This is a genomic window from Bradyrhizobium yuanmingense (genome assembly GCF_025200905.1).
Taxonomy (GTDB): Bacteria; Pseudomonadota; Alphaproteobacteria; order Rhizobiales; family Xanthobacteraceae; genus Bradyrhizobium; species Bradyrhizobium yuanmingense.
Genome location: NZ_CP104173.1, coordinates 998512 through 1021811 on the forward strand (window position 1 = coordinate 998512; position 23300 = coordinate 1021811).

The window sequence follows — 23300 nt, forward strand, 5'->3', positions numbered from 1 at the left end:
CATTTCGTTCGATCCCGAATAATAGGCAGGCAGTGTTGCTCAGCTATTCGGTGTTGGCACGACTGTTCGATCTGCTCGATCTGCCTAAAATCTCAGTCCAGTAGGGCCGAAGGAGGATAACGTGAGCAGCGGAGATGACAAGCTCCGTTCCTACTCTTGATAGTGCCATGCCAAGTGCGCCAAATATCGGGATCGAAGCTGCCGCCAGTGCAAGATTTACTATGGCGCCCAGTATGAATATGAAAGCGATGTGCCGATCTAACCTTAATGGCACCATCAGATTGTTCCCCAATACCTGACTCACCGCAATGACGGGTAGCATTATTGATAACGTCTGCAGGATTGGCGTCGATTGAAAGAACCGGTCTCCGAAGGCGTGGATAACAATCCATGGAGCCCAGAAGATTAGAGCGAACGCAAAGACCGAAAAAATGGAGGTCGTGAGAATAAGTGCAATGCGCGACAGTCTGAAGGCAGAAACCCGATCTCGAGTAAGCTGCTCGGCAATTCGAGGCATGATTACCGACCCGAGGGGCCTAAACAACATTGTTGACGCCGAAGATACTCTTTCGGCCGCGCTGTAAAGCGCCGCTTCGGCTGTTCCTGCAAGAGCCGAAACCAACAAAACCGAGGCGCTAGTGTAAATTGCAATGGCACTGCGGGAGAGAAATATCGAGAATCCTTCCTGCAACGTACGGATAGCAGCGCTCATGCTGGAGGGCACGATAGGTACGTTCCGAAACATCAAGAGGTGGCCAACCAGAACGGCGCTCCAGATGCCGGTTGCTTGCAACGATATTGCCAGCACTACATCCGACGGCTGTCGTACGGCTAGGATGATGACCACCATGGCGATCACTTGGCCCGTAATTTCAAGTGCAACCGATAGGCCAATCTTTCTCAGGCCTTGGAAGAACCAGGAGACGGTCGCCCCTTGGCCGAGGCCGAGTAAGATTGCAGCCGCCGCGACCGCAAGGTTTGATCGAAGTATCGGACTTGTGGCTGTCAAGAATATCCCGACAGCAACTGCTATCGGGACAAGCAGCGCCTTCGCGAAGATAACCCGCATGACCAATGTTCCGCGAGCCTTCACATCTGGGGCAGCCGCAACCTCTCTAGCGGCCGTGAGAGCAAAGCCGTACTCTGTGATTACTGAGAGCACTAGAGCGGCGGAGTAGGCGGTTGCATATATTCCAAAACTCTCAAGCCCAAGGCTTCGGGTCAGGAATGGATACAGAATAAGTGGCGAAACAAACCGGAAAGCATAGCCTAGGTAAGCCGCACCGAGATCGAGAAGCACACCGATAGGGTGATTTGTAGATTTCATCTGAGTCGAGCGTCATACCGGATGGGCTTTGTCATCTGCTCATTGAGGGGCGACATCATCCCATAGGCGACTATCATTTGCTCAGCAGCCATTTCCCAACTGAACGGCTGGACGAGCTGCTTAGCGTTCGTTCCCATCGTCCGAAGCATTTCACTGGGAGTCTTCGCCATCTTAGCCAGTGCTTTTTCAATGGCGTTTACGTCGTTGGCTGGAATGATCCAGCCAGCGCAAGCCGAAGCGATAGACTGCCAAGGTGTCTGATCGGTGGTTATGATTGGAAGCGAGCATGCCATGGCTTCCGCGATCGACATGCCAAAGTTCTCGAATTGAGTAGGCAAGACAAAAGCATCGGAGGCCGCAAGAGTATCGATTTTGCGCCCGCCTTCAATATGTCCAAGCCACACGATTGACGGTTCCAAACCCAGCGCCGACGCTCGATCGCGCAATTGTCGTTCGTACCTTGAATCGTCGGATGCGCCAGCAATAAGACATCCCCAGCCCAACTCGTAAATTTTGGCTTTTGCCCATGCTTCGATCAATAGATCGGGACCCTTCCGGGGATGCAAACGTGACAGAAACAGAACCCAATAGCGCTGGGGGTCAATACCAATGCTCTCACACGCCGTGTGGCGATCTATAAGTTTTTCGGAGATCGAGAGGTCGATTCCGTTTGCAGCGGTGGCAACGGGGCTGGGCAGTCCAAGTGAGGAGATGGCGGACTCTTCCCGAGATTCAGTCGCATGTAGGAGGTTGGCTTTTGCGAGCGCTGCGCTGATGCCAAGAGGCCAAACAAGTGCCTTAAGCAGCCGGCTTTTTCTCATTGACTCGACGTAGAGCTCTGAGCGGGGAGATACCACCAAGCGGCAGCCGGTTTTTCGTGCGACACGATGCGCCGCCACGAGTGGATAACCCCATACAGTGTGGACGTGTATTGTGTCAGCTTCTATTTCCTGAACGGCAGCCGAGATCATTGAGGTAAGATTTGGGGAGTAATAGCCCTTTTTGATTGGACCAGGCCGTGCCTTCAGCCATGGGAGCGTTGTGGACTCGATAAGCGCATTCAATGGGTTCGCGTCAATGCTAACCAAGATCCCCCTTATCCCCCTCCTATCTAACGCGGCCGCTAACGATGGTACAGAAACCGCTGGCCCTCCATAACTCACGTCAAGCGACGGAACCACGTGAACCACAGCCTTCGGGAGCTTCTTTACATCCGGTTTCATACATGACGACTTTGATTTCATCTGCAACTAGGAGCTGAAAAGGAACGCGGCGTAAGCGCAATCACTATTCGGCTACTGCCTTGTAATGCAGCCGGTTGAGTATTTCGCCTTCAGGTTTTAGCGCAACGAATTTGCTGTCAACCGTACGTACCATCTGTAGAATCTCTCCTAAGTCGTGTGACGAGGAGGTATTTGTCACCAATTCTTCGTTCTCTTTGACAACTGAAGAGGCCAAGGCGGCTGCGGACGAGCCGAAGAGAAGCTGCCCACCAAAAGCAACATTTGCTTCGAATACGTTACCTCTCGGAAGCCATGGCGGATCAGCTGCTCTCTGGATTTCTGGATACGTTTCCCGGATTTTGGGATGAGATAAAGCTTCTTCATAGCTGGAAATGAGACTTCGGCCCGCTTCGGAAGACGGGCCTTGCCAAGTCGCGCCCCTGTCGTCAATTCGTATAGCGACGTTACCATCCAAGAAGAATTTGTTTCCTTGAACTAAGTTATCGCGACCTCCTCCAATCAACACAGGGATGCTGCACCGGCTGAACAAATTTCCTCGGATCGTGACACCACTGAATTGGTCGTCCAAGTAAATGCCTGCTGCTAAGCGTTGGGCAACATTGGGATCGCCAATATCGTGTAGATAGTTGCCTTCGATGAGATTTCCTCGGTTGGCCCAATTGCGCCCCATGTAAATGGCGCCAGCATCGTCCGTTGCGCGAACGACATTTCGGATGTGGTTCCCTAACAGCTTGTGTTCTATTCCTTGAAGAGAAATCGCCGAATGCGGTCCGTTCGAAATAATTGAATTTTGCACTATATTTCCGACGCCGCGTACCTGTACACCCGGTCGATAGCTCAAGCTATCCACTCCGAAGTTCGCTATGAGAGAGTTGTCAATTTGATGATTCGCTCTCCTTAAGTCAGCAAGGTCGCCTCCAATCAACGAGACGCCAATTTCTGAGCTGTCTGTTACCAAGCATCGCTTTATAGAAACGTCGCCGCCGTCCTTCACGACTATGCCCGTCGAGCCCGAATGACCGACAAAACAATCTTCTAAGGTAATGTTTGTGGAGTTCAATACTTCTACGGTATTTGAAAGGGTCTGTTCTAGGGCGAGGCGCTCTACTCGAATGTTTCGCGCGTCTTCGATCTTGAGTAGGCCCTTCGCCACTGCAAGTTCGAATACATCGCTCGATCTCCCATTCAATAGGAACAATCGCTTGTTGCGGCTGTCAATTGCGTAGCTCTCGGTGTCATTCAATTCGCTGTAAATGTTGAAGAGAAAATAGCGAAAGGCATCGGATTTTTTTGAACTCACTTCGACGGCCAGCGCGAGTTCACCAAGCTGCTCCGATGCAAGTTTTATAGCGGATGTTTCGTATTTATAGTCTGCGCTCCAAAAGCCACCTATCCAGGCTTCGGGCTCTCTTTTTATGTGATCAAAAAGTTCGTTTGAGAGCTTTATTCGGAAGTCGCGAGATGAGGAGTTCGCTCTCCTGAATCCCAATATATCGCGACTGAATCCCTTCTTTGGCCATCTAGCCAGTCTTAATCTTTTTCCATTTCTATATAGATCAATCCGACTAGAGGCGCCTACGTGGAGCATTCCACGAGGGGTAATGCCTATGTCGATGCCAGGTAGGTCGGTGGAAATTTGACGGACTTGAGTTTGGATCTGATCGCTAAAATATTCGAGCGTGTCTGCTTGGGGCAATTTCTCGTCCGAAACAACTATTGATCCCCGCAGCGTTGTCGTTGCCGGTCGTTCAGCTCCACGAATGATTAACGGGGCGTCGTCTTTGCCCGAATCTCGATTATCCAAACTTATCGAATTTTGTAATCGAAACACTCCCGGCGGCATATCAACTATTATCGTATCGTCAGGATGATTTGACCTGTGCTGGCGAGCACGCAGCAAAGCGTCTGAAAATGCCGCCGAGAAATCGCTGTTAGCATCAAGCTGAACGCTTACGTGGTGCTCTGCACTCCTGGCGGCCGAACCACTCAACGCAACCGTTGTCACGGCCATCAGAAGTAGCTTAGCGGCGCAACGAAGAGTCTTCATTCATACTCCCGCAGATCAGGTATCCCGGGAGTTGCTGGAGGACGGATTCTTATAATCTAATCCGGCCTGCTTTTTCCCGCTGAAGTAGGGCTTGTGTTGGCGCACGATTTCTCAATACGCGGTGGGTTTGGCGAGAGTAAGCACGATCGTCCCCAGCATGATCCTCACATCCAACCACAAGCTCCAATTATTGATGTACCACAGATCATACTCCACGCGCTTCTGCATCAGGTCGAGCGTGCGGGTTTCTCCGCGATAACCATTAACCTGGGCCCAGCCGGTGATGCCGGGCTTGACGTGGTGGCGGAAGGCGTAGTTGCCGATGATCTGCTCATATTCGGTGTTGTGGGCGGCCGCGTGCGGGCGGGGGCCGACCAGCGACATGTCGCCCTTGAGCACGTTGAGGAGCTGCGGCAGCTCGTCGATCGAGGTCTTGCGCAGCCATTTGCCGATGGGCGTGACGCGCGGGTCGTTCTTCTGCGCCTGCAGGATTGTCGGGCCGTCCTCGAGCACGCGCATGGTGCGGAACTTGAAGATCCTGAACGCGCGCCCGCCAAAGCCGTGGCGGGTCTGGCGGAAGAACACCGGCCCCGGCGAAGTCAGCTTGATCAGCAGCGCGGTCACCAGCATCACTGGCGCGAACACGAGCAGCGCAAGGCTGGCGCCGGCAAGGTCCAGCGCGCGCTTGAGCGCGCGTTCGCGCCAGGTGAGCGGGGCCCGGCGCAGCTCGGCGGTGAAGGTGTTGCCGGTGCCGACAAGCGGATAGCGCAAGAAGCGCGCGGTGTTGGGGTCCGGCACCAGATGCACCGGGAGGGGGAGGATCTTCAGCACATCCAGAATGCTGTCGATCGCATGCTGCCTGCTCCAGTTGATCAAGAGGAAGACATGCTCGATCCGGTGCTCGCGGGCGTAATTGATCAGCTCCTCGAAGCGCGGCGCCAGCGAGGACAGCAGCAGGGGCGAAGCCAGCTCCTTGGCCGGGATCTCCATCACGCGCATCAGGCGGTAGCCGTGCTGGCCGAGGTCCTCGACCGCGTTGGACGAGGTGGCAAGGCCGAACTCGGCGATCAGCAGCGCCCGTCCGTTGGCGAAGGCGCCGGTGCGCAAGGCATGCGCGGTCCAGCGCGCCGCCACGATCTTCCAGGCGAGCAGGGCGGCAAGGCCCACCAAATAGAACGAGATCGTGGTGCCGCGGGAGAACTCGTCGCTAACCTTCATCGTGAAGGCGATCGCCAGCAGCGCGCCGAACAGGCCGGTCCACGTCGCCAGCGTCATCCGGAACGTGCGGGGCAGGTGGGTGACCGTCTTGAGGCGATAACCCTGCTGCACGATGGTCAGCAGGACGAAGTTGATCGCCACCAGCACGCTGGCGGCCGCATACACGTCCGCCTTGCCGAGCGTGCCCGCCGTGACGACGTGATACCCGACCGCGCAGCCGATGCCGCTGACCACGATCAGCGCCGCATCCACCACCGCCAGCAGCCGTTCGACCACCACAGGTCGCAGCCAGCTCGGCGCAAAGCCTCCGGATGTGGGCGCGACCGGCTCGACCACACGAATTTCCGTCGCAGAATCAGCGACGGGCACCGGCCGAGTGGAAACAATTGTCATCCTGCCAAACCCATTGACGCAAAATTTATTTAGCCCAAACAAGCCGTGCTATCGGGCAAAATCGCTGTTAGAACAAGGCGAAGGAAAAATTAACCTTACCGCACAAGCCTGCATTGTAGCCCATCTCGCCTCGACTGATATGCTAAATTTCGCAACCCGTTAGGAAGTCCTCGTTGCCTCGCACCCAGTCCCGGCGGCGGACCCGGCCGAGAGGGAAGCGCTACCTCGCCATTGGCCTTGCGGCCGTCGCTTTGGTGGGACTCGTGCTTCTCCTTCTGCGCCCCGATGCGGCGCCCATCCGAGCTCCAACAGCGTCCAGGCCCGTCGCCATCAAGCTCCTCCTTGATGGGCCCTATGGCGCGCGGTTTGCCGGCGAGCTCGCTGCATCCAGGCAGGGATATTTCTCCTCCCGCATCGAGGTGTCGGCTCAGCCCGAAGGTCCTGACTTCGTCCAAACCATTGCACGCCAACATGCCATCGGCGTGACGAGCGGCCAGAACTTCCTGCTGGCGAGCTGGCGCGGCATCCCCGTGACTGCGTTTGCCGCAAGCTTCCTCGATACCTCTGTCGCGATCTTCACGCTCGAAAACTCCGGCTTGCGGCGGCCGGCCGATCTGGTCGGAAAGCGGGTCGGATACCGCAGGGCGAGTGAGGGAGACGTCGTCTTCGATGCCATGATGGCACAGCTCGGCCTGCCGCGAAGCCAGATTACCAAGGTCCCTGACCGCGACAGCTTCGAAGCCCTGCGGGCCGGGGAGGTGGATGCGATCATTGCCGTCATCGACGCGCAACCGGATCCCACCAGCTCGACCTTCGTGAAGCTGAACGTCATCAAACCGCAAGACTATGGTATCCATGTTCCTGGCCTAGTCTACTTCGCGAGCAATACTCTCGTCCATGAACAGCCATCCATGATTGCCGATGTCCTCCAGGGCCTCATTCGAGGATGGCAATTCACCTACGCGGACTATGCACGGAGCGTGCCCGTTCTTACGGGTACCGGACCGGCTGGCCTGAACCCGGAGCGGCTGAAATTCGAGCTGCAGCAGCAGCGCCCGCTGGTATTGCCAACGGGCGGCCGCATCGGCGACTACGACGAAAGCCGCTGGCGGACGCTCCGGGATATCCTTCTCTTCGCCAAGCTGGGCGAGGAAGACGTGCCTTTGGCTCAGACGGTCAGCTACCAGTTCCTGCGGGATGTGTACCGCCGTTCACCCGACCTCGCGGCTCCAGGCGCGTGGAGCCAGGACAAATAGGATAAAAAAATAGGACCAAGAAGCCACACTTGCGCGCTATATCGCCCCAAAAGGCGCCCGGCCGCCCCGGCATCGGTTGCATTTCCGCCGGTGGGCTTGGTAAAGTTCGGTTCACTATTTGGGCTAGTCGCGGAGTGGCTTTACGGATCGTGACGTTGGTCGGCTGGGGTCTGACGAGCGCGGGTCGGGGATCAAATCCGCAGGGGCGAGGAGCTTTTTGGATGTTTAACACATTGATGCGAGCAGGTCTTTTGGCTGCAACTGTTACCTTCTGCGCAGCGAGCGGAGCGAGCGCCGCCATGCAGATGCCCGCGCCGGCCGCCCTGCTCGCAGGCGAGAGCCAGGTGACGCCCGTTACGTTCTGGGCGCAGCCGTATCCCTATCGATATGTGCCGCGGCGCCAATGTCCATTGGTGCGGGTCGAGACGCCCTATGGCTGGTACATGGATCGCGTTTGCGCGCCTGTCGGACCGGTCCTGCGCCGAGCATACTGAGGTCGACTTAAATCGGGCGGCGGCTGCCGTTTTTCAACGATTCTTCAAGGCAGCCGTGATGCGGCTGCCTTGCTCGTTTTTGGTTCATTTTGTGCTGATCATTTGTGCGCGCAACGCAGGTTCACCATGAATATCTTTGTCGGGCCGGGGCAGGCTGTCGCATGGTGAAGATTGTGTTAGCAGATTGGCGCGGCTGCATTGGCAGCGTGATTGCGTAATGTGATCGGGTCACCGGATCTTCCAGAGCAATGGTGATCCGGCCAACCGGATACTGACTGAGGATTACGATGACAGGGGTTTCAACCTACGATCTCACGGGCAAACGTGTCTTCGTCGCGGGTCACCGCGGCATGGTGGGATCAGCTGTCGTCCGCCGGCTGACGTCGGAGAATTGCACCGTGCTCACGGCTGATCGGCGCGAGCTGGACCTGACGAAGGAAGAGCCCACGCTCAGATGGCTCGAGGCCAATCGCCCGGACGTCGTGGTTCATGCCGCCGCAAAGGTTGGCGGTATCGCAGCCAACAACAATTTCCCGGTCGACTTTCTCTGCGACAACCTTGCGCTGGAATTGAGCGTGATCCGCGCAAGTCACGCGGTTGGTGTTCGGCGCCTGCTGTTTCTCGGCTCGTCCTGCATCTATCCCAAGCACGCCAAGCAGCCGATCGCCGAAAGCGAATTGCTGACCGGGCCGCTAGAGCCGACCAATGAGTGGTACGCAATCGCCAAGATTGCCGGCCTCAAGATGTGCCAGGCGTATCGTCGGCAATATGGCGACGATTTCATCTCGGTAATGCCGACCAATCTCTACGGCCGCGGCGACAATTATCATCCGGACCATAGTCATGTGCCGGCCGCATTGATCCGACGTTTCCACGAAGCCAAGCTCGCCAATGCACCCAGCGTTTCGGTGTGGGGCACCGGCACGCCGCTGCGCGAATTCCTCAATGTCGATGATTTTGCGGATGCCTGCGTTTTCCTTCTGAAGAACTATTCGAGTGACCAGCCCATCAATGTCGGCACGGGCGACGAATTGTCGATTGCCGAATTCGCGACCACAGTCGCGGAGGTGGTGGGCTACGGGGGCAAGCTCGCGTTCGATACATCCAAACCTGACGGGGCACCACGCAAGCTGCTGGATAGCTCGAGAATCCGAGCACTTGGTTGGCAGCCGAAAGTTGCCTTGCGGACCGGCCTTGCAGCCGCCTACGCAGATTATCTTCATGGCTACGGGCGTCATCTGGAAGTCGGCGCAACGCGCTGAGTAGACTAGTTAGATTGCTAGAGATTTTTTTATTCTGAAGTTTGAACTGGGGCGGGCTTTATGCGTGTTCTCTTGGTCGGCATCAATTATGCTCCCGATCTGATCGGTGTGGCGAAATACAACGCCGAGCTCTGCGAAAGTCTGGTCGCCGAAGGCCATGAAGTCAGAGTGATTACGGCGCCTCCCTATTACCCCGCCTGGAAGATCCCTCCTGCATTCAAATCGTCGTACTTCAGATCGAGAGATATCAATGGAGTTCGAGTAACGCGTACGCCGATTTATGTGCCCGAACATCCCTCTGGCGTCAGACGGCTGGTTCATCACGCTTCATTCGCGCTCACGAGCTCGGCCCCGGTTCTTCTTGAGGCGCTATCCTGGCGGCCCGACGTCATGATCGCTGTCGCGCCGTCGCTGATGTCGGCAGCCTTCGTCTCTTTCGTCGCTCGTCGCGTCGGCGCCAAATCATGGCTTCACGTGCAGGATTTCGAGGTGGATGCGGCGTTCGATCTTGGTTTGCTGCGCAATCCCTCTTTGCGAAAATGGATGCTTCGAATCGAAGCGGCGATCCTCAAATCGTTCGACAACGTTTCAACCATCTCTCAAGCGATGGTAGAGCGGTTGAGGATCAAGGGATTGCGGCCCGACAAAACCGCGGAAGTGAGAAACTGGATCGACACCACTGCGATCTGCCCGGGATCTCGAGCGACCAAATACCGTCAACAGCTGAACCTGGCCGAGGGCGATATCGTTGGACTTTATTCCGGCACGATGTCCAACAAGCAGGGCCTTGAACTCGTGATCGAAGCCGCGATTGGCCTGGAGCGAAGTCATCCGCATATCCACTTCATCCTTGCAGGCGAAGGGCCTCACAAGATGAGGCTCGAGCAGCTTGCAGCCGGGCATCGCAATATCTACTTCCTGGGGCTTCAGCCCAATGACAGCTTCAATCAATTGATGGCCACGGCCGATTTCCATCTGATTCCGCAGAAGGCCGAGGCCGCCGATCTAGTGTTGCCCTCGAAGCTCGGGGCGATCTTCGCATCCGCTCGGCCGGTCATTGCGATGGCCGAAGAAGGCACCGGCCTCGCGGCGGAAGTCACGAACGCGGGCCTCGTGATTCCGCCAGGAGATTCGTCGGCTCTCGAAATCGCAATTTGCCAGCTCAGCGACGCGCCCGCCCTGCGTGAGCATTACGGCGAAGAAGGAAGAAGGCGAGCTCTTGATCGCTGGGATCGACGCACGATCGTCCGTCGGTGGTCGGAGGCCATGACAGGGCAGGGTATTGCGGCAGGGCAGACGAATGCCGGCCTGACGGGCGCTGCCAAGGACATTGGGCTTCCGGTGGAGGATGCCGTTCGGTCGCCCTGAGGGAGTGGACGATCGCCTCTGGCATCTTGGCATCGGCCCGCCCCGCCGATATCTCGCGTCTTTTAGGGGAGCAGACCGCGTGTTCAGACTGCCCTTCATATTAGCCATTTCATTCTTCACACTGACCCGTACCTCAACCAGCGAGGCCGAGGAAATGCAGGTCCGCTTCTCGTTCGCACCGCCCCGCGCCTGCAGCACCGTTTTTCCCAATCCAGAAATCAAACTGACGCATATTCCGGCGGATACGCGCTCGATTCTCGTCAGATTTCGCAGAGGGACGAGTTCCGAGTTGGGCGGTCAGGAGATCCCGCTTCCAGAAAATGGGATCGTAAAGGCAGAGAGCTTGCGGACGTGGGGACCATGCAATCCGGATCTCTATACTTACGAAGTCATCGCGAAATCTAGGACGGGAGTCGTTTTGGCGAAGGCTGAATGGTCGGAGCCGTATCCTCCTTAGCGTGAGAGAAGTAGCCGGGAGCGGCGGCCCGCCTAAGAGGAGTGGACATTAACACTGAATCTCCGATGCTATGCGACTACATTGCCGAGACGTCAGCCATGAGATATCAATTCTGGACGATATCTGCACTGCTTATACTTCTTGCATTTTTGGGGTCGGTTTCGCTGTGGGTGGCGCCAGAGGGCGGTACCGCCGCAGGCGACAGAGGCTTCAACGCTCTCGCATCTGAGTTACCCTAATTCCAGAACGTACCCCGGAAATCTGGGACCGAGCCCGGCATTACCTTAGGATCGGTTGAATTTCGAATTAACGGTAGACCTATGGAAATTTCCAAACCCCGCACTTTTGGCGGCGTCGACCTCGTCAGGTTCCTTTCGGCAGCGATGGTGATGCTTTTCCACTATGGCTTTTGGGTATGGGCTTATCCAAAAGGCCAAATTGCGAAAGCCGCGGGTTCGGTGCCATCGACGAATTCCTTCTTCAGCTATGGTTGGATTGGCGTTGAAATCTTCTTCGTAATCAGCGGCTTTATCATCGCCTTCAGCGCTCAATACTCCACGCCGACTAAGTTTTTCGAAGCCCGGGTGAAGAGGCTGGTTCCGGCCGTCATCATTTGTGCGCCGGTGACGTTTGCGGTGATCGCATTTTGCGGGATCGAAACCATTCAGCACAACCTATTCGTCCTGTTTCGAACGTTAGTTTTTTGGCCCTTCGGGCCATGGATCGATTCAGTTTATTGGACCCTAGGCATTGAGATCGCCTTCTATGGTATCATCTGGCTTTTGCTGCTCCTCGGACGCTTCAGCAAAATCGAGGTCGTTGCCTCAGGCATTGGCTTGCTGAGCTGCATTTACTGGATCACGCTTTTTACCTTCGGTCTAAAGATCGGAGCGGAAAGTAGGTTGCTGGATCTACTCCTCATCCACCACGGCTGCTTTTTCGGGCTGGGCGTAACGATTTGGCTGTTGCGTTTCCAGAGCCGCAATTTGATGCGCCTCTTGCTATTCGCATTCTTCTCGCTGGGATGCGCACTCGAAATCATTAATGCCGCGAGCGTGATGGCCTCTAAAGTGTCCATGCAGATCAGCTACGTCGTCCCGCTTGTCACGTTCTTTTCGGCCGTCGCGTTCATTTGTTGGACGCTGATGACGCGCCGGCTCGAACATAAAGCTCTGCGGCCGATCGGCCTGATGACGTATCCGCTCTACCTAATCCACAGCGTCGTCGGAGGTTATCTCCTGGGCCGTCTAATCAGCGCGGGGCTTTCTTATCCAGCGGCGATATTTTATGTCAGCGTAACGATGGTCGGGGTGAGTTGGGCCATCGCGATCTATCTTGAGCCGATCCTAAAGAACGCCATCGGCCGTTTTTTCCGCAAGAGCGAACGTTTCCTGCCGGAAGGCGCAAGATGATCTAGACCGTTATTCCCTTGGCCGCGACTGCTGTTCGAGCCCTCTGTTCGGCCGCAGGGATCAGGCTGTCGTCGATCTGCGAATAGATGGCAGCGTAAGCGATTTTTCCGTCAAGGCCATCGGCCACGGTCGTTGTCCACCTAGCTCCGAGCATCGTCCTAGTGGGGTTGTACGAGTTGATGGACGACGTCAGGGTTCCGGTCCCGACCGATGCCCCTGCTTGGCGCAGTTGCAGCGATGCCGTCCATCTTGGCCACGACCAGAGCCCAAGCGCCCGCCGTCAGCGTCGCGGACGATGCAGCTAGCACCTGATTTCCATTGCCGTTGACGAACTGCAACACTCCGGCAGTCTGACGAAATTGGAAATGCTGCGGCGATCCGATCGCGTCGCTGCGCGTGATGATTTGCCGGGTGCCTGAGATGCTGTCGAGCTTAACTACGGCCACCAGCATAAAGCTCGTGAGGTCGAATATCGGATTGTAAGGTACGGCGATGACCTGCTGCGGCGTGAAGTCGGGACCTTCTGCCGTCCATGCCGTCGACGTCGCTGTCCTGATCGTCGGCGAGAACGAGCACCCTGCGCCTGTCCGCACCCCCAAGGTAGTGACGGGCAGCCCTGAGGCATTCGACAGCAGTTGGATGCGGTCCGAAAGGCGTGAGCGCCCTGATGGGCGCTCATTTGGCCAGGCTTGGTCGCCTTGCTGGCCGTCCCACAAGAACTACTCGTGGCGCGGATAGTATCTAAACCCGTGCTGCTTGATGAGTTCGTCGCGTTTTGCGGACTCGAGATCTTCCTTCATCATTTCTCGAACCAGGCTTTCGAACGAGGTCTTGGGCTCCCAACCAAGTTTCTGCTTGGCCTTTGACGGGTCACCAAGAAGCGTCGCGACCTCGGTGGGGCGGAAATAGCGGGGATCGACCGAGACGACACACTTGCCGGTCTTGGCGTCATATCCTTTCTCGTCGACGCCACTTCCTTCCCAGCGGACCGTCATGCCGACTTCGTTTGCAGCGACATTGACAAAGTCTCGGACAGAATGCTGCACGCCAGTAGCGATCACGAAATCTTCAGGCTTGTCCTGCTGCAGCATTAGCCATTGCATTTCGACGTAATCCCGCGCGTGTCCCCAATCGCGCAAGGCATCCAGATTACCCAGATAAAGCCTTTCCTGCAGTCCCAAATGGATGCGCGCCAAAGCACGCGTGATCTTTCTGGTCACGAAGGTCTCGCCGCGGACCGGAGATTCGTGGTTGAAGAGGATGCCGTTGCAGGCATACATCCCATAGGCTTCGCGGTAATTGACCGTGATCCAGTAAGCATACAGCTTGGCGACCGCGTACGGTGAGCGCGGATAGAACGGCGTCGTCTCCCTTTGTGGGATCTCCTGGACCAATCCGTAAAGCTCGGATGTTGACGCTTGATAGAAGCGCGCCTTCCTCTCCAGGCCGGTAATACGCATGGCCTCGAGGATGCGCAGGGTGCCGAGACCGTCGGAATTGGCTGTGTATTCGGGCTCTTCGAACGAAACGGCAACGTGGCTCTGCGCCGCAAGATTATAGATTTCGTCTGGCTGCACTTGGCCAACGATCCGGATCAGGCTCGAAGAATCGGTCAGATCGCCGTAGTGAAGCCGGAAGGGCGGGTCGGGCTCGTGCGGGTCGAGATAGAGATGATCGATGCGGTCGGTATTGAAGAGGGAGGTCCGGCGCTTGATGCCGTGGACCTCGTATCCCTTCTGCAGAAGAAGTTCAGCCAAATAGGCGCCGTCCTGCCCGGTGACGCCGGTAATAAGTGCTCGTTTCTTTGTCATAATAATCTCAAGGTTCGGTAGGCCGTTCGTACTCGAAAACGAAGAGAATAGGGAGATGGGCTGGGTCAAAAAAGCAAGCTTAGATTAACAGCGTTGACGTCTGCGCAATAGGCAACAGAGTCCTGCTAAGGCTATTTCGAATTTGTGTTCTCAACGGTGAAGTTCTGGCCTTATGAATGTTGTACGATTTGTGAATTGAAGTTGGCCTGGAGCTTCAGCCTGGGGGAAGACGACATCATCCGGATTGAAGACGACTATCAAAGAACCTAAGCAACACCCGAAGTGCGCATTGCGATGATCGGCCCGAGTATGTGAGTCTGATGTCCCGCGACTGTTTGCGGATTTCGGTCAGTACGTGATCTGCGTCCACAAGGACGAGGAGATCGCCGCGATCCCGATCTGCTAACATGGGTCTCGACGAGATGGTGGCGGACACTGTCAAAGCTAAGCGCCTTGACCATTGACCTGACTAAGCCGACCGCCGCGACCGATGCCGTTTTCATCGCGGTCGGCACGCTCTCTCGATAGCGCAGCCTCACACCGGCGACCGTGGTGGTAACGAGACCGACGGTGCCGGTCGGCACCGGACCAGGCGCTCCCAAAGTTCGTGCGTGGATTGATAGGAAAAACTCAACGGTTGATTGCGGCCACAACTTCTCCGAGAGTGCAGTTGACGCACTGGAGGGTGCTTTGCCGCTTCCTCCGGGAGTTTAGCTTGTCTGCATAATCTCATGGAGGGAGACCAGTCGATCTGAGCTACGTACTTTTGTAAAATTGCTGACGCGGCACTTTGAGGCGAACGAGTTCAAATGGGATGGATATATCAGCCGCGAGGGACAACGCCTATTGATCGCCATACCGATTGCGTCGTAGATCGGAGCGGGCTGGAGGCGAGCCGAAGGAACGGCTGATGCCAACTACTCTCCAAGAACAACTGGATCAGGTCGAACGCGACATAAAGTTATACATGGAGTTTGATGCAAACGAGAAAGATCGTTTCAATCGCGAGTCTTACTTGTGGACTGCAGAGGATCGCATCGAGTGGCAGGAGATACAATCTGACAATGCTCAAAGACTCCGAGAACTGCTCGAGGAGCGTGACCATTTGCGCAGCCGGTTGGGCCTATGAAACGACAGTAAGATGATTGCCGTAGATCGCAAGTGCGAAAGATCGCAGCTGCTTCGAAATTTCCCTCGAAACTATCAGTTCGCCGAGACTGAAGAAGCGTCTATGACCGCGTTCGCTCTCGTGGCAATTTGCTTAGCGACCGCGCCGTAACATGCATTCCCAATAGCGGAACCATCTGTTTGGACACGCTGAAACCAATTGTTTTCATGACAGAAGCAATCCGCGCCCGGGCGATATGGGAGATTTGTAACCGCAAATGATCGCGGGCGAGTTCTTCGTCAAAGAACGGCAGTGCGGGGCCATCATGTATGCTACCATCCGCAGCAGCTTGATTTGATGCTGTAGCGGCGATTGTTTCATCTCCGAATCGAGAAAGCGCTGCGTCTCCCTTGACGGCAACACGAAGGGTATCGATGTCGCGACCAATGTTTCGGTCCCTGAAGTAGAAAACCGAAGTTCAAGGGATAGTCGCCAAGTTGTACAGCCCCGAGCGTAATTGCTGGCTCGTACTAAGATCATAGGACGACACCACGTCGATCAAGCCTTGACGTCGGGGTCATCAGTTTATCGAAGCCATCGTCGTAGCCGGGTAGCTTACCAAGCGGCCTAACCGAGCCCGATTTGAATCCAAATATTGGGGGCATGCCGATCGCCATCAAAAAGGCTTGGGGTGGAAATAGATCGCGGTCGTTAGGATCAGCAACGTAAATCTTATCAAAAAGTAAGAAGTGCTCGCCTCAGTTCATGAGAGGAATTCGGACATTCGGTAGGCGCTAAAAATGCTTCGTAGATCATGTTGCAGCGTCCGTACTACGGGTCCGAAAGGCTTAATATCGGATTCGCAAAATTCCCGGTCATTCTGACCTTCCGCAACCAAAAGTCGAGCCCCGTCCGCTCCTCAGGGAGCTTCGGCCAGCGTCCCTTCAAGTAGAGGCTTATCCGAACCTTTGACTTGGACGACGCCTAGAGCCAAGCCGAGCGGTTGAAAGGCCAAGCTGATAGAGCCGCCGCCGCACGGCGTTTTCAGTTCGGCAGAGGGTCGCGGCGATTTCTAGGATGGACTGGCCATTGATGATTGCCGATCTCAGCGCGTTATCATCTTCGGGCGCCCACGTGCGACTTGAGTTTACGCTATTCATAACCGGGAATGTCTTTTTTTGGTCCAAAGCGCGCAGCCAACCACAGCCTGAAATGACTGTCCACTCCCTCGTCCCTTTCAGTGCGCAGTCGTTATGCGGTCGGAGCAAGAAGGAGGGCTGCTTGTTACGGGGGGCAGCAGCGTGGTGTCTGGACCACCGCCGAGGAGATGGTTCAATTTTGTGCGTGAGCGCCTACTATATCGCGTGGCCCCTTCGGGGGAGCGGATGCATACTGTCCGAGTTGAAGATGCCTTCTTGACCCCGACGTCGGGTCTCACGCTGCCTCGATTTTAATCGCTTAATTCCGTTAATTGACCGCGGGCGCGCATAGTCACGCAAAATACTTAGGTGTCGATTGCCAGAAGAGAGGTTTGAAGTGCTAGACGCGCTTCGCGGCTTCGCAGCCATTGGCGTCCTGTTCTTTCACCTTTCAATCGTCGGTGCGCCGCAGTTGGCACCTCATGGCTATCTGGCGGTGGATTTCTTCTTCATGCTTAGCGGGTTCGTACTTTCGCACTCGTATGCGATGCGTCTTCAGTCTGGCAGGCTAACAGTTGCCAAATTCCTGCAAATTCGCATGAAGAGGTTATTGCCGCTTAGTCTGTTGGGACTCTTATTGGGAACAGGGTATTTCTTACTCCGTTTGGCGTTTCAGAAACATTCGCAGTACGCACTTTCTGACATCCTCGGCGGGACGGCCTTCAACGCGGCTTTGCTGCCTAAGCCCTGGGTAAGTCAGGCTCCCACAGACACGACATTCCCCACCAACACCCCGATGTGGTCGTTGTCATTTGAAATCGCCGTCAACTTACTTTGGGCGGCGCTGATATTGCGGGTAGATACGAAGTGCGCCTGGGTGATCACCGCTGTCACTGGTGGACTCCTTGCCCTAACGATCCTTAAACACGGTACCGCCGATCTTGGGGCTACGTGGACTACTTTTTTCGGAGGTGCTGTTCGCACCCTGTTCGGCTTCTTTACCGGCGTTCTGGTTTGGCATTACCGCCCCAAACCATTCCTGCCCACACTTCTACTTTGGCCAATGATCCTTCTGCTCGCGACCGTCTTTTGCCTTCCGATCCGAAGCTCTGTTTTCGATGCTGTTTCGATCGTCCTTATCTTTCCACTCCTATTGTATCTGTCCGTCGCTTGCCATCTCCAGCAAAAGCAGCGTCTTCTTAGTGTGCTAGGCCGCCTTTCGTATCCACTCTACATCGTTCACGTTCCAATCCTTATGACGACGGTCGGTCTGCTAAAGGCAACTCATCTTGAGCAGGCACCCTCTTGTTACCTCTTTGCACTAGTACCAATTTGCATTCTGCTGGCGATCGGTCTGGACAAGTATTACGATTCCCCGATCACATCGGTTCTTGCAAAGCACAGGGTCAGGTCTCTGTAGCTTCAGAGCCTGCCAGCGCCACCGGGCAACCCGAAAGTGCGCGTCATATTCTAGGCACTCGCTGCACAAACCTAAGTCAGCTTCTCTGAGAACCTTTGTCGCGAAAACCGAGCGAGCTGCACTTGCGCCGAGCAGGCGGCACCAGGAGCTTCTGCTCGCGACGCATCTAATTTGCTAGTCGCGCTTTCAGAAATGCGCTTCAATAATCCAATACATACCGGGTCACTGGATGGTCGCTGATGACGAACAGCCTTGACGAGGCGCGGTACGATGCAGTGGTGTTGGGCGCTGGAATCAGCGGCCTTGTAGCGACATCGATCTTGCTGCGCGACGGTGCGAGGAACGTCCTTGTCGTCGACGAGTACGCCTGGAGCGGTGGAAACCACATCGATTGCAAGGTCGGCGACTACACCTTCGATGTCGGCAGCTACATCTTTCAGGACGATTCGCCGTTATTGGCGCACTTTCCTGAGTTATTACCGCTCTATATTCAAATCTACCCGTCGTGGGGGCGTCTCACTCCGCAAGGCGCAGTAAGTCACTATCCGCTATCCATCAAGGACGATCTGCTTTCAGCCGGTCCGTTGGAATGGCTTTGGATGGTGAGCTCGATCATCTTTGCCCGAACCTTCCGCCGCAGGATCCGAAGTGCCAAGGACTTTGCAACTTTTTGGATTGGAAGGCGGTTACTGGAGCGCACAGGCCTCGGCTATTATCTGAGCCGGTTCTACGGATTTCCCGCCGATCAGGTCGACGTCAAGTTTGCAGAGAAAAGGATGCTTTGGATTAAGGAGCACGCGACGCTGCGAAACCTTGTTGGGCGGGCCTTTCGTCGTGCCCCCAATGTGGCTCCCAATCAACAACTCGTTCGACCGCGGGAGGGCTTCGGATTCCTGTATCGCAAGGCAATGGAGCGGCTCGAAGGCCAAGGCGCGGGCTTTGTGCTGGGGACCAAGATAGCTCGCGTTCAAAGGCAGAACGGTGAGTTTTCGATTGTCCTGGCGAACGACCGTGCGATCGTCGGCCGTCGCCTGGTCTCGACCATTCCCCTAGCACGCATCCAAGATCTGTGTGGTCTGCAAACGCATCGAGAGCTGAAAACCGTGACGTTGCTGACGTTGTTCTATAGCTTTTCCGGTGAGAGAGGCTTCAAGCAACCGATCCTGTACAATTTTTCAAGCGAAGGGGCGTGGAAGCGCCTCACGATTCATTCCGATTTTTACGGCAGGTGCCACGGCCGAGAATTCTTCTCCGTCGAAGTCAATGCTGAGCACGTGGCGCACGACATTAGTACGGCAGATAGCGACTTTAGAACTCACACCTGCGACAACAGACTGTTTTTGGGCGACCTTCGGCTTGAGGGCACGCATATGCTTGGCAATGCCTACCCGATCTACACCGACCAGGCCGACGAACACGCGGCAAGCACGGTGGCCGCACTGCGCAAGTTAGGCATCGAATCGATTGGACGGCAAGGCAGATTTGACTATCAACCGACCGCTCGCGACTCCACCTTAAAAGCCGAAGCCGCGCTTCGTTCGGATCAGCGTCGGTCAGACCTGGTCTAGATCAGATGCGAGGGCCGCGCCCTCGACTTCATCAGGTAGATTCCAACATTTTGTACAGGGCCTGTTGAAGACGCGATCAACGGGTATTCGGGCAACAAAGGAGCCTTCGGAGCGGAAATTGGGCGTCACTCAGTGGCGGTCGAGCAGGGTGGGGGTTGGGGTGCGGGCGGCGGGCTCATGCGCCATCTTCCTGACCGCGCCAATGAGGCCGCGCAAGCGACCGCAGTTCGTGCAAAAAACTGGCGTGTCATCGAGAGCTCCGTCAGCACACTGAAACGTAACCGCCAGGGTCGCGCAGTTCGAGCAAACGGATTCGAAAGCTGTGGCCTGGGTCGAGCTCGCTCTCATCATCATCCCTCAATGGTTCGATCGATCTCGCAACTCGAGAGTGTCGCAACGGCTTAAAGTCGGATTCCAATCGAGCGGTGATCAAATCTTCGGTTCAAATGGTTTTCTGTGCTCGCAGAGGGTATCAGGCCTGCTGTCTTCAGAGATGTTCGGTCGGGGCGGCGAGTCGACTTTCAATATGCTGCATCCTCGAATAGAGCCGGGATGGTAGCCAGCATGATCTTGGTGTCGAGTACCATGGACCAATTGCGCGCGTAGAACGCATCGCAGGCAACGCGCCGGCGGTAAGTGGTTGTACTGCGACCGCTCACTTGCCAAAGGCCGGTAATTCCAGGACGGCAGGCAAGGTAGGCGTCGACCTTGTACGCGTACCGCGCCAGTTCTTCTTCGGTGACCGGCCGAGGCCCGACGATGCTCATGTCACCGCGAATGACATTGAACAACTGAGGCAATTCGTCGAGGCTGGAGCGACGCAGCGCTGCGCCCAACAGCGTGACGCGAGGGTCTGCGCGTAACTTGCGAGTGGCCTTCCACTCGGCGGCGGCCGCAGGATCCGACTCCAACAACCGTTGCAGCCGCTCCGCTGCGTCAGGGGCCATGGTACGGAACTTCAGACAGTCGAAGGTCTGACCATTAAAGCCAACCCGTCTGTGACGGAACAGCACCGGTCCTGGCGAGAACAAAATCAAGGCCGAGCAACAAAGAAATAGCAAAGGAGAAAGCAGCAGAATGCCAAAAGCCGCCAATACGAGATCAATCGATCTCTTTACGACTGTACCCACGGGACGCGGTGCTACGTGGGCGGAAGAACGTCTCTTTGCGGAAATGAAAGGCAACTCGCCGCGTGTATCGACCACATTGGCCATTGCGGGAACTCCATAAAACAAAACCTAAAAAGCCTTCGAACTCGTCCCCTCTTGTCTTGTGGTCTCATCGCCCCCAATGCGAGCACATTAAATTCTGACGCGGTGCAAAATTAATACAAGTTTAAAGTTTCGGCAGAGCCAGCGGATTTTTTCAGCGTTGTATCAATTGAGCTCGTGATGACTTTGCGATTTGAAAAGGGCGGCAGCAGCGCCGTACCTTCCTTCAGTTTTGATAATAGGAATAACGCCGATCGGAATAACCCTCAAAGCGACGCATAAACGCTTCGTCGGTTTTGTTGAGCACGGTGCCAAGCAATCGCTCTGAAACAAGCGGCGATGACTGGATTGCCTTGAGGACCTCGTTGGTGGACGTGCCCCATTCAACCACCATCACAAAAGCGTCAAACAGGCTTGCGACCGCTCTGACGTCGGCGATGGGCAAGATCGGCGGCAAATCGCAAATGATGTAGTCGTAGTCCTCGCGAGCTCGCTCCAGTCCCAGCCTGACCGATGGCGCACAAAGCACATCCGAGCTGTTCGAGGGCGGTGCCCCGGATGGCGAGGGGACGACATCGAAGTTGAAATTGAGGTCGTTGATGATCACGTCTTTGAGACGCAACCGATCGACCACCATCCGTTGCAGCCCCAACCGGCGCTCGTAGCCGAGCATTTTGGACAAGGCCGGTTTACGCAGATCCGAGTCAATCAGAAGCGTGCGGGCTCCGCTTCTCGCAAGGAATGCGGCGAGCGCCGCGGTGGCGGTTGTCTTCCCTTCACCGGGAAGGGCCGACGTAATGCCGATCACCTTTGGCTTGGCCGGATGCAGGTCGATGGCGACCTTGATGTAACGCAACGCCTCGGCGGTAGCTGAAAAAGGAGCGGCTTTGTTGATCTGCTGGAAGGCGCTGGCGTGACCGCCGCGCCACCGCGTCCGCAGCTTTGAAACAGCTGGGAAAGCGGCCAGGCAGGGCGTGCTCAACAGCTTCTCGAGCTGGTCACGTGTGTGGACCCTCCGGTACATGAATTGCTCTCGGGCTATTGCTGCGAGCGTGCCCAGGCCGAGCCCGCACATCGCTGCGAAAGCCAAGGCGATGGCGCGCTTGGGCGAGCTTGGCTTTGTAGGCGCCGACGCTTCCGTCACCACGCGGGCCTCGGTCGACGGAAACGACTGCTGTTGCACTGACTGGGTGAATCGAGACAGGAAAGCCTCGTAGATGCCACGATAGGTGTTCGCACCCGTTTCCAGCTCCCGCAGGCGAACCTGAGCTTGCCGCGTCGCCCCGGATTGCTGGAAGATCTCGATCATTCGCCTATCGATCGCCTCCTCCTGCGACTTCGCAATCTGGAGTTCGCTCTTATAGCTCTCCGCGATACGGGAGATTTCATCCCACATCGACCGTTGCAGCGCTGCCATTTCCGATCGCAGATTCCTGGCGGCCTCATGCTCGGCACCGTAGCGGGCGCTCCATTCGGCTTGCTTGTTTTGGTTCTCCAGGTATTTCTGACGGAGCTTGGTGATCACCGGGCTGTTCAGCGCATCCGTGACAACCGGATCTGGGATCGTGAAGTTTTCCTTCTCCGGTCGTTGTTCGAGGATGCGTTGTATGCGCTCGAGCTTGGCGCGAGCTTGGCTGGTGTCGGCACGAGCCTTGGCCAGTGCGACGCCGAGCTGATCGAGCTCAACCTCGCTCGCCAGTTTGCCTTCGACGCCAATGATGATGCCGTTTTCGGCCTTGAAGTCCTGTACGGCTTTGTAGGCATTGCTGGCCTGCTGACGGAGTTCGCTGATCCGCTGTTCCAGCCAAACGCTGGCGCGTCGGGTAGCCTCGTACTTTGCCTGCAGCCGATATTCGATATAGGCATCGGCGAAAGCATTGGCGATCCGTGCAGCCTTGTCCGGGTCAAGCGAAGTATAGGCGATCTGCTCGACGTAGCTGCGGCCCAAACGGGTGACGCGCAGATTGTCCTTGAGAACGCCAAGCGCGCGTCGCTCTAGCTCGGCAGACGAAGGCCTTTCTTCGGACGGTTTCGTTAGCCGCAACCATCGGGCCAAGCGGCTTGTGATTGCATTGCCCGAGGCGACGAACTCTGGATCATCCGTGAGATGCAACTTGTTTATGACCGCTTTGCCGACCTTTTCGGACCTAGTGGTCTCGATCTCGCTCTCCACAACAGCGTCGTCTACGCCTTGATGTTCCTGGACATTCTCACTTCGTGGCGAAGTAATTCCCTTGGTATCAACGAACATGTCAGCCTGCGCCGTGAACTTGCGAGGCGCCATCCCGACGTAGAGCGAGCCAAGCGCCAACGAGGCGGCCGTCATGAAGGCAATAAGACGCCATTCGCGACGTAAGAAGTCGCGTAGCAGAAGCAGAGATCTTGCCTGATCAGGGGCGGCTTCTGTCGCCGTCGCGTAGGGCCGAAATTCGCCGGCGATGTTCATTCCACGCCCTCAACTCAACTCGTTTTATGAACGCGTACAGTCCAAAAGGAGCGGCTCGCATCTGCTCGCGCAAACAAGAATTGGCATTTAAACAAAAAGCAGTATCGCCCATTAAATTG

The 23300-nt window shown here is 56.1% G+C and carries 15 protein-coding genes; 7 read left to right on the forward strand and 8 right to left on the reverse strand.

The features are described 5' to 3' along the window. Window positions 1–43: 43 nt before the first annotated feature. The 4 genes from N2605_RS04805 to N2605_RS04820 form a co-directional block, all read right to left on the reverse strand. A complete protein-coding gene (locus N2605_RS04805; RefSeq protein ID WP_225185661.1) occupies window positions 44–1327 on the reverse strand; it encodes an oligosaccharide flippase family protein in 1284 nt (427 codons plus the stop codon). Beyond that, window positions 1324–2571 (reverse strand): glycosyltransferase, encoded by a 1248-nt coding sequence (locus N2605_RS04810; RefSeq protein ID WP_311735355.1) that lies wholly within the window; start codon window positions 2569–2571, stop codon window positions 1324–1326. The genes N2605_RS04805 and N2605_RS04810 overlap by 4 nt, the downstream gene beginning before the upstream one ends. 43 nt (window positions 2572–2614) lie before the next feature. After that, entirely contained in the window at window positions 2615–4618 is a 2004-nt protein-coding gene (locus N2605_RS04815; RefSeq protein WP_225185660.1) for a right-handed parallel beta-helix repeat-containing protein, read from the reverse strand. A 111-nt stretch (window positions 4619–4729) separates the two neighbouring features. After that, the gene (locus tag N2605_RS04820; protein ID WP_225185659.1) at window positions 4730–6172 is read right to left on the reverse strand and encodes an undecaprenyl-phosphate glucose phosphotransferase; all 1443 of its coding nucleotides are present in this window, start codon (window positions 6170–6172) and stop codon (window positions 4730–4732) included. 320 nt (window positions 6173–6492) lie between these two features. Here N2605_RS04820 and N2605_RS04825 point away from each other — a divergent pair, with 320 nt between their 5' ends. From N2605_RS04825 to N2605_RS04845, 5 genes are all read left to right on the forward strand, one after another. Next, window positions 6493–7485, forward strand: coding sequence for an ABC transporter substrate-binding protein (locus tag N2605_RS04825; RefSeq protein ID WP_225185658.1), 993 nt, complete (start codon window positions 6493–6495; stop codon window positions 7483–7485). Between the two features lie 221 nt (window positions 7486–7706). Beyond that, the gene (locus N2605_RS04830) at window positions 7707–7979 is read left to right on the forward strand and encodes a hypothetical protein (RefSeq protein ID WP_225185657.1); all 273 of its coding nucleotides are present in this window, start codon (window positions 7707–7709) and stop codon (window positions 7977–7979) included. 287 nt (window positions 7980–8266) lie between these two features. Beyond that, complete coding sequence (locus tag N2605_RS04835) at window positions 8267–9241, forward strand: GDP-L-fucose synthase family protein (RefSeq protein ID WP_225185656.1); 975 nt, start codon at window positions 8267–8269, stop codon at window positions 9239–9241. A 60-nt stretch (window positions 9242–9301) separates the two neighbouring features. Then, entirely contained in the window at window positions 9302–10609 is a 1308-nt protein-coding gene (locus N2605_RS04840) for a WcaI family glycosyltransferase (RefSeq protein WP_225185655.1), read from the forward strand. A gap of 777 nt (window positions 10610–11386) precedes the next feature. Beyond that, entirely contained in the window at window positions 11387–12478 is a 1092-nt protein-coding gene (locus N2605_RS04845) for an acyltransferase family protein (RefSeq protein WP_225185654.1), read from the forward strand. 158 nt (window positions 12479–12636) lie between these two features. Here the strand turns inward: N2605_RS04845 and N2605_RS04850 are convergent, their stop codons facing one another. Together N2605_RS04850 and gmd are read right to left on the reverse strand one after the other, a co-directional pair. After that, window positions 12637–13194 carry a hypothetical protein gene (locus N2605_RS04850; RefSeq protein WP_225185653.1) on the reverse strand — a complete coding sequence of 186 codons (558 nt, stop codon included), beginning with the start codon at window positions 13192–13194 and terminating at the stop codon, window positions 12637–12639. 3 nt (window positions 13195–13197) lie between these two features. Then, a complete protein-coding gene (gene gmd, locus N2605_RS04855) occupies window positions 13198–14289 on the reverse strand; it encodes a GDP-mannose 4,6-dehydratase (RefSeq protein ID WP_225185652.1) in 1092 nt (363 codons plus the stop codon). A gap of 2644 nt (window positions 14290–16933) precedes the next feature. Between gmd and N2605_RS04860 the strand changes: the two genes are divergently transcribed. Next, the gene (locus N2605_RS04860; protein WP_225135117.1) at window positions 16934–17956 is read left to right on the forward strand and encodes an acyltransferase family protein; all 1023 of its coding nucleotides are present in this window, start codon (window positions 16934–16936) and stop codon (window positions 17954–17956) included. 239 nt (window positions 17957–18195) lie between these two features. Continuing rightward, window positions 18196–19524 carry an NAD(P)-binding protein gene (locus N2605_RS04865; RefSeq protein ID WP_225151571.1) on the forward strand — a complete coding sequence of 443 codons (1329 nt, stop codon included), beginning with the start codon at window positions 18196–18198 and terminating at the stop codon, window positions 19522–19524. A 521-nt stretch (window positions 19525–20045) separates the two neighbouring features. Here N2605_RS04865 and N2605_RS04870 read toward each other — a convergent pair. Both N2605_RS04870 and N2605_RS04875 read right to left on the reverse strand, forming a co-directional pair. Further along, window positions 20046–20738 carry a sugar transferase gene (locus N2605_RS04870; protein ID WP_225136163.1) on the reverse strand — a complete coding sequence of 231 codons (693 nt, stop codon included), beginning with the start codon at window positions 20736–20738 and terminating at the stop codon, window positions 20046–20048. Between the two features lie 223 nt (window positions 20739–20961). After that, entirely contained in the window at window positions 20962–23181 is a 2220-nt protein-coding gene (locus N2605_RS04875) for an AAA family ATPase (RefSeq protein ID WP_225136165.1), read from the reverse strand. Between the last annotated feature and the right edge of the window lie 119 nt (window positions 23182–23300).